We start from the raw sequence: 15,325 nt of genomic DNA, 5'->3' as shown, positions 1-15,325 counted from the left end.
CGACCGGCGCCCTACTGCGCCTAGGCTCAGGCATGGCTTCGGACGGTGTGTCAGGTACGGAACGCGTCATCTTCTCGACGGATCGCGCGGATCGCATCCGGTCCACCCTCGACGCCTACGCGCGGGCTCGGGTCGGGTCGGGTATCGAAGAGGTGATCTTCCGGGCGGGTCGCGTCGACGCGGTGTGGGCTATTCATCTCAGCGACGGGCGGGATGTTCTCATCAAGGCGCACCGCCAACCTGTCGACCTGACCGCCAGGCTCGCCACCATCCGAGCCCAGCGAGTCCTCTCCGCCGAGGGATTCCCGTGCCCCGCACCGGTCTGCGACAGCGCCGACTTCGAGGGGTTGATCCTGACGACCGAGGCACTGATCACGGTCGGTTCTCACACCGATGCACGGATCCCGGAGGTCCGGGCTTCTCTTGCCCGAGGTCTGGCCGAGCACGTGGAGATGCTTCGAGCGTGGCCGGATATCGCCGCGTCGGCCGGCCCCGGCCCGGCGTGGTGCCGCTACCAGGACGGGCCGTGGCCGATCCCGCATGATCCGATCTTCGACTTCACCCGAACACCGGACGGGTTCGGATGGCTCGATGACTTCGCGGCGGCCATGGCGGAGATGCTACGACAGGGACAGGGGAACGATTCTGCCGTCGGTCATGCGGACTGGTACGTCGGCAACGCCCGATTCGACGGAACCGAACTCGTCGGCACCTTCGACTGGGACTTGGTGGCCGGTCCGGAGCCCCACATCGCCGGATTCGCCGCTGCCGCTTTTACCGACGGCGGAGTCGCCACGCAGGACCTCCCCTCGCCCGACGAGGTCCGCGCCTTCCTGATCGACTACGACCAGGCACGGACCCGTCCGTTCACGAAGAAAGACCAGGAGCAGGCCTCGGCGGCCGTCGCGTGGACGATGGCGTACAACGCGCGTTGCCAGGTGGCCTTCCTCGACGGGCCCCCGCCGCCGGGCACAGCATTGCACCTGCTGTCCGACCAGCGAGACGCGTACGCCGCCGTCCGCTGGTAGACGACAGCGCTGCATCGAGCGGAGTCGGTCGTCGGCGGGACGGAGCGCCAAACAGCGCGGCGCCAGTCGGTGACGTCGGGGGCGGCGCCGACGTGCACGATTACTTCCACCCTCGCGGTTGACTGGAAGCGCCGTGTCCGGAACGCGCCTGCGTCGACCTCGTATCGCTCTGCTCAATCACTCGAAACGTGATACTGCCAGAGCGGTAGGGAGAAATCGAACGGTCGCCCGCGATGATGAAAGGACCGTGGGGTGCGCAGCGGCGTCAGTTGTACAGTGAACGGTCATGGTCCGACGAATCACCGAGACGAGCGGTTTCATCCCGTGGTGGTACGTAGCCGGCGCGATCCTGTCCATCGTCGTGTCGATCGCCCTGTCGGATGTCCTCAACACGACCTCGTCCACCGCTTTGATGTGGGGACCCATCATCGGGATCGAAATTCGGGAGCGTCACCTCGCGGCGAATCATCGGCTCCCTCCGACGAGCAGTGAACCGCAGGAGCCTCGCCGTGACTCGACTCCTCGCTGGCTTGAGCCGACCGTCGCGACATTGCTCACCAGCCTCACGCTGGGAGTGGGCAGCATCCTGGGCTCGACCCTCTTCTTTCGCGACGGACCACCCGATTGGCCGGCCGCAACGGTAGGTGGCGTTCTGGTCCTCGTATCCATGGCGGGACTGGGAGTGCTGGTGATGCTGAGGAGAACATCGACGAGGTGATCGCTCAGGGCACCGCTCGGAGGGCGAATCAGCCGACCGATAGTGGGCTTGCTTGCGACGCCGGAGTTCGGTGCGCCGGGCGTTCTCCTAGGAGGTACTGGCGCAGCGATGTTTGCGCGATGCTCATCGGTGGAAATGATGTCGATTGACGCGCACTCCAGCCGGACGCGGATCATCTGGGGCCCGTGATTTCCCGGATGTGTCGGGTTATGGCGTCGGTAGGTCCTGTCGCATCGACGACACCCCACCCCTGATTCTGGGCCATCTCCACATAGGCGGCTCTGGTAGCACGGAGGAAGTCCAGCGACTCGGAGTCCTCCCCGCGGGCTCGGATTCGTTCATACGCGACCTCTGCCGGAACGTCGAGCACCACGACGGTGTCCGCGCCCAGCAACGCATGCGCCATCCACGGCAAGAAGCGACCTTGCGGCAGTCCGCGAACCTGTCGAAGCACCAGTTGGCAGACGAGGTGGCGGTCGATGATCACCAAGCCGTCCCTGTGCCAGGCCCGGACTTTCGAGGCGAGGACGTTGACAGTCCTCACCACGGTTTCGAATCGATCTGTCCAGCGCACGGGTAGCTCAATCTCGAATCGCGCTGATACACGTCCCAACCAACGGCGACCAGCAGGATTGCGCAGCACGATAACCGGCGTATCCGAATCCCGCGCGGCCTGAGCGACCGCCTCCGCCGTGGTCGTCTTTCCGACCCCGTCAATGCCGAGAAGCACGATGCTCGCGGAGCTTCGAGGAGTGAGATCGCCGGGTCGTGCCGCGCGCATCCTCTCCTCCGGTTCCGCGGATGTCAGGCCCGCTCGTCCAGGGCGATTAGCCGCCATGCGCGGGGTCGTCGGCACGACGTCATGCCCGAGTGTCTCCATCGTCCGTACTGTACGACACGCGGCTTGTGCAACACCTGCCGCACGATTCCCGCTCCGGACACGTCCCCCCTTTCCTGCACGTCTATCTGGCGGATAACGACGACTCCGGAACGGCTGACAAGCTTCGGGCACTGTGCGCCGCCACCCTCTTCTCGTCTCGTCTCACTTCAACTTTGTGACGAAGACCGCCTGAGGACGTGAGAGGGTGCGGTTGGCGGCCCTCGAGGGTGGAACCTTCGCGGTCACTCAACTGCAGGAAAGATGTGAGCTATCCGCCACTGCTGGTCCGCGCGTCCAGCCCGAACGCCCGACGAATTCGAGGCTTGGTCGCTTCGCTCTACTCCGACGTACTCAGGACACCGGGGCGTGTTCACGGAGCGGTGTCACTCGCGGACGGCCATCTGTTCGACCAATCCCTCGGCGCGAACATCCGGGCGATCCAGACCGCGATACGCCACGGTGTCTGAGAAGCTACACCGATGACCGCTGATGCCGCTCCGCGCGCGCGCGCGCACGCCGCTCCCCCACCGTTCGCCGACCCCCGCCGCATAGGGACCGTCGTCGGGCTCATCGGTGCGGTTGTGTTCGTATTCTCCTACACGACAGGATTCAGCGATCCGTTGGTTGTCGCGGTGCGCCTTCTCTGCATCGCCTGTGTGAGCGCCACGTTGTGGTTCCTATTCGCGGCGCCGCGCTTTCTCGGTCCCTTTCTTGCTCCGCGTGCGTGGCAGATCGGAACGTACGTCGCTTGCGTGGTCATCGAGTTCGTGGTGATCGCCGCTGGCGGACGGTGGCTCGAAGAGGCGGGGAACGTTGAGCTCCGGCCCGCGCTGATCGGTTTCGCGGTGGGGCTGCATTTCGTTCCCTTCGCGTGGGCATTCAAGGAGCGGATGTTCTACACCCTCGGCGGAACGCTCATGGCCTTGGGCGCTGGCGGCCTACTCGTCGGAACTGGGACCAGCGCTCTGGTAGCAGCTGTTGGCTGCGGGGTGGCCATGTCGGTACTGCTGCTCGCCTACACCCTGGGCGCCTTCGCTGGCGGACGGAAGCACATGAACCCGTCATCGACGTGACGTAGCCACCTCGATACGGAGCGCGGCGCCAGCGTGTGGGCATCCCTCTTCGGACCCGTCTTCGCCCCGCCGATGTCCTCCTGCAGGGCGACGCCGGGCGCGCTCGCCGCTGAAATCCTCGAGACATGGGACGTTACGTCGGACATGCGCTCGCGTGGTGGCTACTCGGTGCAGTCCTCGGCCTGCTGCTCGGGGGTGCCACGTCGTTCGGGCAGCAGTATCTGCCGGATGGGTTGCGACCGTTCGCCAACTCGAACAGCGGCTGGACGCTGCTGGCCTTCGTCGTGACCGCCGTCTGCACCCGGTGGCGGAGTGCGCGCCGGTGGTGGATCGCCGCCGGTCTCGGGCTGGTGGTCTTCCATACGTTGCTCCAGGGCTACGTGATCGTCTCGACCCTGCGCGGATTCCCGGACTCGTACGGACCCGGCGACTTCTACTTCGCCGTGGCGACACTCGCCGGCCCGGTCATCGGACTCGCCGGATTCGCCTGGCGTTCCGCTTCGGGCGCTCTCCGGGCGGCTGGTGTCGCGGTGGTGGCCGCGGTCATGATCGGTGACGGCATATGGGGTCTGCTCCGGGTCGTCGAGTCGACGGGGTGGCTCTACTGGGTGCTGAGCATCGTGATCGGTGTCGGGATCCTTGCCTGGGTGGTCCTTCGTCGGCTCGATCGGCCGCGGGACCGCGTCCTCGCGGTGGCGCTGACCGCCATCGGCGCCGCTACGTTCACACTGCTGTTCGCTGCCATCTGAGAACCCGTACGTCTCCTGAACGGTCGGCATGCTCTTCGAGGATGACCCGAGATCACCCGGGAGAGATCGTTGATACCCCTGAGGGCGGACGCTTACCGGTTGCGTGTCTTCCTACGGTGGTCCTGCGCCTGAGAACAGGAGCAGCCGTCAGGCCTCAGGTCCTGCTACTCGAAAGACACCACGATGAATACTGCGCCCCTCCCCCGCACGATCCTCACCACCATGGCGGCTCTCCTCGTCGCCAGCACCCTGGCCGGATGCACTATGACCAATGACGCCGTGTACAAGACCAGGACGACGACATTCGACTCGCACGATTCGATGGCGGGTGACATCCCGGGCTGGATCCCCACTGATGCGACGGCCATCACCCGAGTGCAGGCCCGCGACGGTGACGCCACGTCGATTCTGCTGACGAGTGCGGAGGAACCCGACGCGGATCTCTGCACCACCACCCCCCGCCTGTCCGCACCGACGATGCAAATCGCTGGTGCCCCCGACGTCTACGGCACCGACGGGGACACCGTCTTCTCCTGCGGTGACTGGACGGTGATGGTGAGCCCCGACGGCTGGTACGGATGGACCCCCGTCACGGAGGACCCGGCGGCCGCCCCCCCGGCGGCGACCGCATCCTCGCCCGCACGATGACGATCCGGGACGTGCTCTCCGCCTCCCCACCGGGCGCAGGCATCCCGCGGAGAACCGATAGCGTCGGAAAGCCGCCTGGACTGCACGGTCATGGACCGAGCATCGTCGTCACCGCAGCAGGTACCGGGTTCGGCGTGATCGTGCTGATGATGACCCATGTCCTCTCTCAGGCCGTCGAGGCCGACCCGGTCACCGGCCCGAGCTCGACGGTCGGCGTGCTCCTCACGATGGCGGCGATCGTCTTCGTCGTCATCGCAACCGTCGTCGGAGCCATAGTGACGACGAACACCTTCGCTTCCATCGTGCAGTCCCGCGTACGCACGATCGCGCTGATGCGCCTCCTCGGGTCATCCGCCCGCGGCCTTCGTCGTTCCTTTCTGCGCGAGGGCCTCCTCGTCGGAGCGATGGGGTCGGGTCTCGGGGCTCTTCTCGGCCTCGGCTCCTCCCTCGTCCTGACGAGAGGCCTCATCGCGGGAGGTGTCCTCCCGCCACTCCCCTACGGATTCTTCGACGGTTCCCTCCTGCTCCCGGTCGGCGGGGTCGTTGTGGCTACCGTGTCCGCCGGGTGGGCGGGGTCCCGCACGGTTCTCTCCGTGACACCGCTGCAGGCCCTCGGCGCCTCCGAGGAAATGCCAGCCGAAGAAGGTCGACGGCCGGTGCGGACCGGCATCGCTCTCGTCGGCGCAGCCATCGGCACAGCCACGCTGGTCGGCGGGATCGTCCTCGGGCAGAGCCAGATCCTCGGCGTCCTCGTCGCGCTGGTAGGCGGAGTCGTCTCTCTCAGCGGCGTGGTGTTCGGCGCGCACCTGTTCGTGCCGGCGATCCTCCGGCTGGTCGGCCGCATGACGAACCGGAGCCTACCGGCACGGCTGGCGTCGGCTAACAGCTCCCGCCACCCCGAGATCAGCACTCGCTCCTTCGTCGGGATCCTCGTGGGGGTCGCACTCGTCGCGACGTTATCGGTCGGGCTGGCGACGTTCCGAGGGCTCATCATCCGCGCAGCAGACGCCGACCCGACCTATTACGAGGGCATCGACACCATGTTCAGGACGACGAGCCTCGTCGCGGGCGGACTGGTCGGCTTCAGCATCCTCATCGCCGCGGTCGGACTGGTCAACGACCTGACCATGAGCGTGCGACGCCGCCGCCGAGAACTCGGACTGCTCCGGACCCTCGGTCTCGATGTGACGCAGGTCAGGGCGATGATCACGGTCGAGGCGGCTCAGATCGCGTTCGCATCCATCATCCTGGGCACCCTGCTCGGCATCGTCTACGGCTGGGCCGGAGCGCAGTCCCTGCTGGGATCGATCCGCTCCGGGGGCATGATCGCGCCGGTGGTGCCCCCGACCCTCATTGCAGCCCTGCTCGTGGTCGGAACCGCCGTGACGGTGATCGCCGCCCTCGCCCCCGCACGCCGGGCCACCCGCACCACACCGATCGAGGCTCTTCGGGACGCGTAACATCTCCCGAGACCCGACCCGGGCCCGGTCCGGCTCCTGCGATAGGGGCTCACCCAAGGAAGGGGGCGCAGGCACCGATGGCGACGGCTTCCGGGAACGCCGTCACACGCAGATCCCCAGCGGCGGCCCATTGATGCGCCACTCAATCGCTTCGATCAAGCCGGCAACGGCCGCTACCACCGGGAGCGCGAGGAGCCCTGTGAGGAAGGACGCAGCCGCCCAACCTCGGCGGGTGTCTTCGTCGAGTGAGCGATCAAGCACTGACAGCACTGCCCCGATAGCGCCAAGGACAAACGGACTTACGAACTCTAAACCGAAGGGAATGTAGTCATCCCCGGCGATCATCGATGGCATGAATGGGGACATGATCGCTACCGCCATGCATACGGCCGTTACTACCGGGAAACGTCGTCGAGGCCACTTATCGCTGGTAGCACCGAGACCAGTCACGATTCGCGGATCCGTGTCAACGAGGTGCGGAGATCGAGCTGAGAACGTCCATCATCGTGCACGGATCAGGAGTTCGTTGCTGCCAGTACCGCACGTGCAGTGACGCGGAGCTGCTCGGGATCCCGCGTCGCTCGGGCGTCGATCACGATCGGTGCTTCGTCGACGGGCGACTCGAAGGCTGCAGCGTGCTCAGCGAGGACGGCGTCGATGACGTCGGGGCGTTCCTGCTCTGATCTGTTCGCGAGAACGCGCTCGCGCTGCAAGGCCGCGTCGATTCGAACCCAAACGATAGCGAACGGCGCGCCATGGGCTTCCGCGACGGATCTCCACCGGTCCCGGATGAACCGCGGTGACCCGGTGTCGTCCACGACCACGTGACGCCCTCGATCGAGAGAGTCCTGGGCGCGATCATTCGCGAGTCGATTCGTCTCGGCCCATTCCTCCACCGGGATGCCCTGACCACCGTGAAGGCCACGCTCGACGTTGATGAGGTCGAGGCTGATCAGGTCAGCACCCAACTCGCTGGCGAGCTGGGCAGCGAACGTGCTCTTGCCCGCGAAGGAAAGGCCGCACATGAGAGCCAGAGTCATGCGGTGCACACTATCGACCAACGGCCGGGAACGATCGTTCACCGGACGCCCGAGGATTCATCGTTCAGGCGGCATCGCACCCGGAGCCTGAGATAGGGGTCACTGAACGAACGTGGTGGGGCCCGGCTATGGGCCGAAGGTTGCCTGTGCCAGGAGCCACTTCTCCGCGTCGGGCCACGCGACCGCGAGGTCGGCGCTCAGGCCTTCGTGGTCCATGCCGGGGTGAAGCGTCCACGGGATCCCACGGCGGGTCAGTCCGTCGGCGAGCTCCGCGTGCGGCATGATCATCTCGACCGCGTCGACGTCCTGGTCTCCCCAGAAGCAATAGAGCGGGCAGGGCGAGCGGTCCACGAGCGCGTTGGGTGGGAGCGAGGCCAGTTGCCGGTAGAAGGCGGCGCCGGCACGGAGGTCGAACCGCGTGCCGAGTTCGGCCCAGAGGTCTTCGTCCTGTTCCATCTTCGCCATCTGGCCGTCGACGTCCTGGGACGTGATGCCGTAGTCGCCGAGCAGGGGGAACCCGCCGGACGCGACCGCTGTGACAGCTGCGTGCTCGGCGAGCTCGAGGGCGAGCCAGGGCCCGAATGCGCCCGTGAAGGAGTACCCGAACACGGCGAACGATTCGTGTCCGAGGTGTCTCATCACCGCGAGCATGTCGCTCGCCCAGACGTGCGGGTCGTACGGCGCCCCTGGGCGGGAGCTGGTTCCGTAGTCGCGTGGTGTGGCGACCACGAGGGTGAAGTGCTTCGCCATCAGCGCTTCGACCTCGGGCGTCCACGAGTAGTTGCACTCGGGGGCCAAGAGAGCGGGGCCTGTGCCGGATGTCCGGTAGGCCAGCGCTGCGCCGTTCACGTCCAGGTGAGTCATGGGCCAACGATAGGAGCCAGCGCGATGGCATGCGTGTCGCTGAACGAGACATGCCCTTCGGCGTCCGGTGAAGGGTCGAGGTGAAGATTGTGAGGACTCGATCCGCTCGTAGAGCACTTCACCCGGACTCGACCCGCGTCAGTGCGGGGCTTCTACCGCCTGCGCGATCGTCTCCGTCTTCGGGAGCCCTGGGGTGATGTCCATCAGGACCTCGCCCCCGCGACGAGGTGCTGCCCCGTCTGCTCTTTGGACCGGCCGTCACCGGCGAGTACACCATCAGCCCGGACATGCGGCTGCCGTGCGTGATGTTCAGCATCATGTCCGGTCCAACCTGTCCCACGCCTCCCGCAGCCGCGGCACCGACGCACCGCGGACACCTCTGCGACTGCTCGGCACTCCACTCTGGAAGGTTCGAGGTCGCGAGCGGGCTACGTCCACCTCCTCGTCGGCGCCTCGCACCGGGGCCGAACGCCCGGGACCATGGACGCCACTAAACTCGCATTCTCGACGCTGGTGTCGCTTGCGGCGCCAGACACACCGGAGGAGCCTTCATGAGCACGAACACCCCGTCAGTCCCCCGACTCACCCTGAACACCGGTGCCACTATTCCGCAGATCGGCCTCGGCGTATTCCAGGTGCCGCCGGAAGACACTGAAGGAGTGGTGCGATCGGCGTTCGAAGCCGGTTATCGGAGCATCGACACGGCGGCTCGGTACGACAACGAGCAGGGCGTCGGCGAAGCGTTCGCGGCATCGGGACTGGACCGGAACGACGTCTTCCTGACCACCAAGCTGGCGAACCCCGACCAGGGTTACGAGAGCGGATTGGCCGCCTTCGACCTGAGCCTCGAACGCATCGGCGTGGAGGAGATCGACCTCTACCTCATCCACTGGCCCTGCCCGAAGCGCGGCGAGATGCTGGCGTCCTGGCGCGCACTCGAGGAGGTCCACGCCGCCGGTCGGGCGCGGGCCATCGGAGTCTCGAACTTCCTCGTGCACCACCTGGATCAGGTGGCGGAGGCCTCGGCCGTCGTGCCGGCCATCAACCAGATCGAACTCCACCCGTACCTGCAGCAGAAGGAACTACGGGCGTATCACGCGCAGCACGGCATCCTCACCGAGGCCTGGAGCCCGCTGGCTCAGGGCGCGGTGCTGAAGGACCCCGTGATCTCCGATATCGCGCAGCGACTCGGGCGTTCCCCGGCCCAGGTCGTGCTGCGCTGGCACCTGCAGCTGGGAATCGTCGTCATCCCCAAGTCGGTGACCCCGGCGCGCATGCGCGACAACATCGACATTCTCGACTTCGAGTTGTCGGACGGCGACATGGCGTCCATCGAGTCGCTCGACCGCGACGGGCGCACCGGTTTTCACCCCGACCACTTCAACGGCTTCCCGGAGGAGTTCGCCGCCGCGCGGTAGGGTCAGCCGGCCCGCCGTGGGGTGTCGGCCCGCGGGGCACCGCACGTCCGAAGTTATCGCGGGCGGACCGGTCAGCGGCACTGCAGCGTCTCCGACCTCTGAGACGCTGGAGCGCTGTGTTGTGGTGAGGCATCGATGACGACCTCGCGCAGCAATATCCGATGCAAGGGCTTAGCAAATCGTGGTGACTGGTGCTCATCTGCCACTGAGGGCCGCGGAAGGTTGCCATTCATCGCCGCAGTCCACAACCGGCTCTCGAAGAGACACCCTGCGCGCGACCGCCGAAGAGTGTCCCGTTCCCAGCCCGCCCGCGCGTCACGCTCTTTGCTTGCTCAGCGATGGAACGATTTACGCTATGAGGAGCCATCACGTCAGCCGAGTCATCAAGGCATCGCCGGATGTCGTCTATGAGTACGCGTCGGACCCGGGCAATCTTCCACGGTGGGCGGCTGGGCTCGCGCGGGCTGAGGTCGTTCGCGACGGTGACACACTGCTTGTGGATTCGCCCATGGGCAAGGTTGAAGTTCGGTTCGTCGAGCGGAACCGTTTCGGCGTCCTCGACCATGACGTGACGCTGCCGTCCGGGACGGTGGTGACGAATTCTGTTCGCGTGCTGCCGCATCCCGATGGAGCTGAAGTGATCTTCACGGTTCGTCAGATAGAGCTCGATGATGACGAGTTCGCCCGAGACATCGACATGGTCGCAGCCGATCTCGAGAGACTGGAACTCAGAATCCATCAGCGGATCTAGCGTCAACTGGGACTCCCCTGCCGCACACTCACGGCCGCGCGATCAAAGCCACTTCGAGATGAACCAGCGCGCTCGCGTCGGCCGTCCGCACCCGGGCCGCTCCGCTCTCTGAAGGTCACGAAGTCGCCGATGCACGATCGCCCTCGACATCCCCATGTCAGGAACGAGTAGGCGGCCGGCTCCCCCGCATCACTCTCCGGATGCGCTCTCGGCGCTGGGCATTGACGGGCGGCGATTTGGGCAGGTACGCTGGCTGCGTTGGTCTGACCATCAGATCATCAACAGAACGGAGCCGTTCCTTGAATCTCTTCTCCCTGCTGCAGAAGCGCACGGCCGCATCCGGCCCGATCCGCGTCGGTGTCATCGGTGCCGGCAAGTTCGCGTCGATGTTCCTCACCCAGGCACTGTCGTCCGAGGGCATCCACGTCGTCGGAGTCGCGGACATCAACCTGCCCAAGGCCCGTGGCGCGATGCAGCGCACCGGGTGGCCGGAGGAGCGTTATGCGGCGAGCAGCCTGCAGGACGCCCTCAAGACCGGCGGGACGCACCTGCTGGAGAGCTCCATGGAGCTCATCCAGCTTCCCGAGGTCGAGGTCATCCTCGAGATCACCGGCAACCCGATCGTGGGTACCAATCACGCCATCGCCGCGATCGACAACGGCAAGCACGTGATCATGGTGAACGTGGAGGCGGACTGCATGGTCGGCCCGCTGCTGAGCCGTCGCGCCGCCGCCGCCGGCGTCGTCTACTCGATGGCCTACGGCGACCAGCCCGCCCTCATCTGCGAGCTCGTCGACTGGTGCCGCACGGTCGGTTTCGACGTGGTGGCCGCGGGCAAGGGAACGAAGTACCTCCCCGAGTACAACTACTCCACCCCGGACACGGTGTGGGACTACTACGGCTTCAGCGCCGAGCAGCTCGAGTCGGGCGATTACAACCCGCAGATGTTCAACTCGTTCCTCGACGGCACCAAGTCGGCGATCGAGATGGCCGCCGTGGCGAACGGCACCGGGCTGCTCCCGCAGGAGCACGGCCTCTCCTTCCCGCCCGCCAGCGTGGACGACCTGCCCACGATCTTCCGCGAGGAGGCGGTGGGCGGACAGCTCAGCCGCCGCGGAACCGTGGAGATCGCGTCGAGCATGTACCGGGACGGCACGGAGGTTCCCCGCAACCTCCGCTGGGGTGTGTACGTGACGTTCGAGGCGAAGACCGACTACGCCGTGCAGTGCTTCGCCGAATACGGGATGCACACCGACTCCACCGGACGGTACGGCTCGCTCTACCGCCCGTACCACATGATCGGGCTCGAACTCGGGGTGAGCATCGCCTCCGCGGTGCTCCGCGGAGAGGCGACGGGAGGCTCCACCGGCTTCCACGGCGACGTGGTCACCACCGCGAAGAAGGATCTCCGCGCCGGAGACCGTCTTGACGGCGAGGGCGGCTACACGGTGTTCGGCAAGCTCGCGCCGGCCGCGACCTCGCTAAAGGCTAACGCGCTCCCCCTCGGGCTCGCCCACGGCGCGAAGCTCATCCGCGACGTGGCGAAGGACAGCACCGTGTCATGGGACGATATTGACGCCGACGAGTCGCTCGTCGCCGTGCAGGTGCGTCGCGAACTCGAGACGGAGGCCCGCGCCGGCGGACTGTCCTGACCGGCATAGATCGAGGGGAATCCGGCATGGTTGTGGAGGAACCGCGCGAAGCTGCCGCGACGACCGGGAGCGACTCGAGCGCCTGGCAGCCGGTCCAGCGCCTGAGGGCGCACGAGCAGGTCATGTCGCAGATCGAGAGTCGCATCCTCGCCGGACACCTGAAGGCCGGCGATCACCTGCCGAGCGAGCGGGATCTCGCGACCATGCTGGGGGTCTCCCGGCCATCGCTGCGGGAATCGCTTCGCGTGCTCGAATCCCTCGGCATCGTCGAGATCCGGCGCGGCGGCGTGGACGGCGGGGCAGTGCTGCTCGACGGACCCGGCGCCGGGCTCGTGAACCTGCTGCGGCTGCAGGTGGCCCTCGGACACTTCACCCAGCGCGATCTCCTCGACACCCGCCTGGCGCTCGAGACCTGGTCGTGCGCCGAGGCGGCGCAGCATGCCGAGCCGGCTGACCTGGCCGAGCTCAGCGGCATGCTGGATGCGATGGACGACCCCGGCATCGAGGCGGGGGACTTCAATCGGCTCGACGCCGGCTTCCACGAACGCATTGCCCAGGCGAGCGGCAACGCTCTCACGGCGCACCTCATGGGTTCGCTCCGTCTGTCGATCCACCGTCAGATGGTGGAGGCGTACTCGCGGCTGCCCGACTGGCGCGCCACCACCGGGACCGTGCGTCACGAGCATCGCCTCATTCTCGAAGCCATCCGCAACGGCGATGCACCCCGCGCATCCACCCTCGTGCAGGACCACATCCGCAGTTTCTACACGACGGGCGCACTCGTCGACGAGTGACCTCCGCCCCGTCGGCGTCCCACCTCCCTCTCTGCTCCATCACCTCCTCCGCCACGCCGGAGACCAACCGCTTCCCCGAAGGGACCCCATGAAGACGATCGTGCTCGACGACGACCCGACCGGCACCCAGTCCGCATCGAACGTGACCGTTCTGCTCGAATCCAGCGCAGACCTGCTGACACGCGCGCTCGGCGAAGCCGAGAGCGTCTACGTGCAGACCAACTCGCGAGCCATTTCCGAAGCGGAGGCGGTTGCGCTCGTCCGCAGCGTGCGGGATGACGGCCTCGAAACCGCTCGTCGCCTCGGCGAAGAGGTGCAGTTCGTGCTCCGCGGCGATTCGACGCTGCGCGGACACGTCTTCGCGGAGAGCGAGGTGTTCGCCTCGGACGACTCGATCCTCGTGTTCTGCCCCGCCTTCCCCGCCGGCGGTCGCACCACCGTGGACGGGGTGCACCTCGTCGAGGTGAACGGCCGCGCGGTACCGGCGCACGAGACGGAGTACGCCGACGATCCGGTGTTCGGCTTCAGCACGGGCGTGCTGGTGGACTACGTCACCGAGAAATCCGGGCGGTCATCGACGCGGGTCCCCCTCGACGCGGTGCGCTCGGGCGGCATGACCGAGTTGCTTCGCGGTGCGCCGGCCGGATCGGTGGTGCTGCCGGATGTGGTGACCGATGATGACGTGCGCAGCATCGCCGCGGCCATCCGCGCGGCCCGGGCCGAAGGCAAGCCGATCGTCGTGCGGAGCGCGGCGCCGCTCGCCGCAGCACTCGCCGGAGTCGAGAGCACCGGCCTGCTTCCGCTCCCGCTGGTGCCCGAACCGCGACCCACCCTTCTCGTGTGCGGCTCGCACACCGCCGGGGCCACCGCGCAGATGGCGGGAGTGATCGCCCTGGGGATCGACCCGGCGACCGTCTCCACCGCCACCGCCCTCACCGACGCGGCACGGGCGAGCGACGACGCGACCCGCACCGCCACCGACGCCCTGCGGGACCGCGGGCTCGCCGTGGTGATGACGGAACGCACCCGCTCGAGCGACCACAACACCCTCGATCACGGCTCCAGAGTCATGGACGCCCTCACCCGCACGGTTCACTCGCTCACCCCGTCGGTCGAGGTGGTGATCGCCAAGGGCGGTATCACGTCGGCGGACGTCGCCCGCATCGGCATCGGAGCGCGCGCGGCCCGAGTACTCGGCCAGGTGCTCCCCGGTGTCTCGGTGTGGGAGCTCGACGCGTTCGACGGTCACCGCATCCTCTACGTGGTGGTACCCGGCAACGTGGGCGGACCGGACACCCTCACGCGCGTGCTCTCGGCCGTCGGCATCGAGGGTGAAACGGCGTAGTCGCGCTCGCGTCCCGTCGAGCGCTGTTCACCGGGACGGCTCGTGGAGCCGGAGGTTATTGCGTCCCATGGTCATGCTCGTGAGCGCCGGCGTGACTCGTACATGGCCTGGTCGGCCCGCGCGATGAGACCGTCCAGTTCGTCATCGGCCGACAGCTCGGCGAGACCCACGGAGAACGACCCCATCAAGCGGTGCGACGATTTCGTCGTCACCTCGGCGAACCGCTCCCCCGCCCCCGCGAGGGTGAGGTCCATGAATCCGCAGAGGAACTCGTCTCCGCCGTAGCGGATGATGAGGTCGTAGTCGCGGACGGAGCTTCGGATGGCGTCGACCACCTGGCGCAGCAGTTCGTCGCCGGCCTGATGACCCTGCTCGTCGTTCACCGCCTTCAGTCCGTCCACGTCGACGAAGGCGAGCACGAAGGGGGAATCGGTCCGTTTCGCTCTCATGACCTCGCGGTGCAGTTCCATCAACCCGGGCTTGCGCAGATGTGCTCCCGTGAGCCCGTCCAACACCAGAGATGAGCGCTCCGCCGCCGCACGGGCCCGATCCGCTGCCGCGGCACGGCGGTCATCCGCCGCCCGCATGCGGTCGGTAGCGCTGCTCGCCCGATCGCGCTTCGCGGCGGCGCGATCGGCGGCCGCTTGCGCATCGAATGCACCCACGTGTTGCCGCGCGTCAGCGCGAACATCGCGGGCGGCAGCACGGGCATCCCGCGCCGCGGAGGTGATGTCGTGCGCCTCCGCCGTGGTGTCGCGGTCGCGAGGCCCCCAGTCGAGATCGCCGGTCGAAACCGGCTCGTCAGGAGGGGATTCGGCCAGCGTCATCCGTCTATAGTGCCAGCCGGCGGACCCTCATGCCGCCCGGCTCGCTTCTCCTCCCCCACAACCACGCCGCTGGCCGAA

The 15,325-nt window shown here is 67.1% G+C and carries 16 protein-coding genes; 11 read left to right on the top strand and 5 right to left on the bottom strand.

The window, feature by feature from the left end; all coding sequences use genetic code 11:
- The first annotated feature begins 32 nt into the window (after window positions 1–32).
- Window positions 33–1,028: a protein kinase family protein gene (locus tag EY822_RS07795; protein WP_150307751.1), complete on the top strand. Its 996-nt coding sequence runs from the start codon at window positions 33–35 to the stop codon at window positions 1,026–1,028.
- Between the two features lie 286 nt (window positions 1,029–1,314).
- Window positions 1,315–1,746, top strand: a complete 432-nt coding sequence (locus EY822_RS07790) for a hypothetical protein (RefSeq protein ID WP_150307750.1) — start codon at window positions 1,315–1,317, stop codon at window positions 1,744–1,746.
- 172 nt (window positions 1,747–1,918) lie between these two features.
- Here the strand turns inward: EY822_RS07790 and EY822_RS07785 are convergent, their stop codons facing one another.
- Window positions 1,919–2,626, bottom strand: a complete 708-nt coding sequence (locus EY822_RS07785) for a dTMP kinase (protein ID WP_227497124.1) — start codon at window positions 2,624–2,626, stop codon at window positions 1,919–1,921.
- A gap of 479 nt (window positions 2,627–3,105) precedes the next feature.
- Here EY822_RS07785 and EY822_RS07780 point away from each other — a divergent pair, with 479 nt between their 5' ends.
- The 4 genes from EY822_RS07780 (at window position 3,106) to EY822_RS07765 (ending at window position 6,556) form a co-directional block, all read left to right on the top strand.
- Complete coding sequence (locus EY822_RS07780; protein WP_150307749.1) at window positions 3,106–3,699, top strand: hypothetical protein; 594 nt, start codon at window positions 3,106–3,108, stop codon at window positions 3,697–3,699.
- A 125-nt stretch (window positions 3,700–3,824) separates the two neighbouring features.
- Complete coding sequence (locus tag EY822_RS07775) at window positions 3,825–4,448, top strand: DUF6518 family protein (RefSeq protein WP_150307748.1); 624 nt, start codon at window positions 3,825–3,827, stop codon at window positions 4,446–4,448.
- Between the two features lie 183 nt (window positions 4,449–4,631).
- On the top strand, window positions 4,632–5,096 hold the full coding sequence (locus tag EY822_RS07770; protein WP_150307747.1) for a hypothetical protein: 465 nt from the start codon (window positions 4,632–4,634) through the stop codon (window positions 5,094–5,096).
- Window positions 5,093–6,556, top strand: coding sequence for an ABC transporter permease (locus EY822_RS07765; RefSeq protein WP_227497123.1), 1,464 nt, complete (start codon window positions 5,093–5,095; stop codon window positions 6,554–6,556). The genes EY822_RS07770 and EY822_RS07765 overlap by 4 nt, the downstream gene beginning before the upstream one ends.
- Before the next feature lie 102 nt (window positions 6,557–6,658).
- Here the strand turns inward: EY822_RS07765 and EY822_RS07760 are convergent, their stop codons facing one another.
- From EY822_RS07760 to EY822_RS07750, 3 genes are all read right to left on the bottom strand, one after another.
- Entirely contained in the window at window positions 6,659–6,937 is a 279-nt protein-coding gene (locus tag EY822_RS07760; RefSeq protein WP_150307745.1) for a hypothetical protein, read from the bottom strand.
- A gap of 134 nt (window positions 6,938–7,071) precedes the next feature.
- Window positions 7,072–7,596, bottom strand: a complete 525-nt coding sequence (locus EY822_RS07755; RefSeq protein ID WP_150307744.1) for an AAA family ATPase — start codon at window positions 7,594–7,596, stop codon at window positions 7,072–7,074.
- Window positions 7,597–7,722: 126 nt separating this feature from the next.
- A complete protein-coding gene (locus EY822_RS07750) occupies window positions 7,723–8,460 on the bottom strand; it encodes an alpha/beta fold hydrolase (RefSeq protein ID WP_150307743.1) in 738 nt (245 codons plus the stop codon).
- Window positions 8,461–9,011: 551 nt separating this feature from the next.
- On the opposite strand from EY822_RS07750, the gene EY822_RS07745 reads away from it, so the two are divergent.
- The 5 genes from EY822_RS07745 (at window position 9,012) to EY822_RS07725 (ending at window position 14,420) form a co-directional block, all read left to right on the top strand.
- Window positions 9,012–9,878 (top strand): aldo/keto reductase, encoded by an 867-nt coding sequence (locus EY822_RS07745; protein ID WP_150307742.1) that lies wholly within the window; start codon window positions 9,012–9,014, stop codon window positions 9,876–9,878.
- Between the two features lie 355 nt (window positions 9,879–10,233).
- A complete protein-coding gene (locus EY822_RS07740; RefSeq protein ID WP_150307741.1) occupies window positions 10,234–10,629 on the top strand; it encodes an SRPBCC family protein in 396 nt (131 codons plus the stop codon).
- Window positions 10,630–10,928: 299 nt separating this feature from the next.
- Window positions 10,929–12,281 carry an NAD(P)H-dependent oxidoreductase gene (locus EY822_RS07735; RefSeq protein WP_150307740.1) on the top strand — a complete coding sequence of 451 codons (1,353 nt, stop codon included), beginning with the start codon at window positions 10,929–10,931 and terminating at the stop codon, window positions 12,279–12,281.
- Between the two features lie 26 nt (window positions 12,282–12,307).
- Window positions 12,308–13,075, top strand: coding sequence for a FadR/GntR family transcriptional regulator (locus EY822_RS07730; RefSeq protein ID WP_150307739.1), 768 nt, complete (start codon window positions 12,308–12,310; stop codon window positions 13,073–13,075).
- Window positions 13,076–13,163: 88 nt separating this feature from the next.
- Entirely contained in the window at window positions 13,164–14,420 is a 1,257-nt protein-coding gene (locus EY822_RS07725) for a four-carbon acid sugar kinase family protein (protein ID WP_150307738.1), read from the top strand.
- A gap of 71 nt (window positions 14,421–14,491) precedes the next feature.
- Here EY822_RS07725 and EY822_RS07720 read toward each other — a convergent pair whose 3' ends face one another.
- On the bottom strand, window positions 14,492–15,247 hold the full coding sequence (locus EY822_RS07720) for a GGDEF domain-containing protein (RefSeq protein WP_150307737.1): 756 nt from the start codon (window positions 15,245–15,247) through the stop codon (window positions 14,492–14,494).
- Between the last annotated feature and the right edge of the window lie 78 nt (window positions 15,248–15,325).

It is taken from the genome of Planctomonas psychrotolerans, assembly GCF_008642235.1.
Classification (GTDB): domain Bacteria; phylum Actinomycetota; class Actinomycetes; order Actinomycetales; family Microbacteriaceae; genus Planctomonas; species Planctomonas psychrotolerans.
The sequence above is the reverse complement of the archived record's forward strand: the minus strand, read 5'-3'. Positions and strand labels throughout refer to the sequence as shown.

Bases quoted from the DNA above. Each gene is read 5' to 3' on its own strand.
- EY822_RS07795 (WP_150307751.1), top strand. From the start codon at position 33: ATGGCTTCGGACGGTGTGTCAGGTACGGAACGCGTCATCTTCTCGACG.
- EY822_RS07790 (WP_150307750.1), top strand. From the start codon at position 1,315: ATGGTCCGACGAATCACCGAGACGAGCGGTTTCATCCCGTGGTGGTAC.
- EY822_RS07785 (WP_227497124.1), bottom strand. From the start codon at position 2,626: ATGGAGACACTCGGGCATGACGTCGTGCCGACGACCCCGCGCATGGCG.
- EY822_RS07780 (WP_150307749.1), top strand. From the start codon at position 3,106: ATGACCGCTGATGCCGCTCCGCGCGCGCGCGCGCACGCCGCTCCCCCA.
- EY822_RS07775 (WP_150307748.1), top strand. From the start codon at position 3,825: ATGGGACGTTACGTCGGACATGCGCTCGCGTGGTGGCTACTCGGTGCA.
- EY822_RS07770 (WP_150307747.1), top strand. From the start codon at position 4,632: ATGAATACTGCGCCCCTCCCCCGCACGATCCTCACCACCATGGCGGCT.
- EY822_RS07765 (WP_227497123.1), top strand. From the start codon at position 5,093: ATGACGATCCGGGACGTGCTCTCCGCCTCCCCACCGGGCGCAGGCATC.
- EY822_RS07760 (WP_150307745.1), bottom strand. From the start codon at position 6,937: ATGGCGGTAGCGATCATGTCCCCATTCATGCCATCGATGATCGCCGGG.
- EY822_RS07755 (WP_150307744.1), bottom strand. From the start codon at position 7,596: ATGACTCTGGCTCTCATGTGCGGCCTTTCCTTCGCGGGCAAGAGCACG.
- EY822_RS07750 (WP_150307743.1), bottom strand. From the start codon at position 8,460: ATGACTCACCTGGACGTGAACGGCGCAGCGCTGGCCTACCGGACATCC.
- EY822_RS07745 (WP_150307742.1), top strand. From the start codon at position 9,012: ATGAGCACGAACACCCCGTCAGTCCCCCGACTCACCCTGAACACCGGT.
- EY822_RS07740 (WP_150307741.1), top strand. From the start codon at position 10,234: ATGAGGAGCCATCACGTCAGCCGAGTCATCAAGGCATCGCCGGATGTC.
- EY822_RS07730 (WP_150307739.1), top strand. From the start codon at position 12,308: ATGGTTGTGGAGGAACCGCGCGAAGCTGCCGCGACGACCGGGAGCGAC.
- EY822_RS07725 (WP_150307738.1), top strand. From the start codon at position 13,164: ATGAAGACGATCGTGCTCGACGACGACCCGACCGGCACCCAGTCCGCA.
- EY822_RS07720 (WP_150307737.1), bottom strand. From the start codon at position 15,247: ATGACGCTGGCCGAATCCCCTCCTGACGAGCCGGTTTCGACCGGCGAT.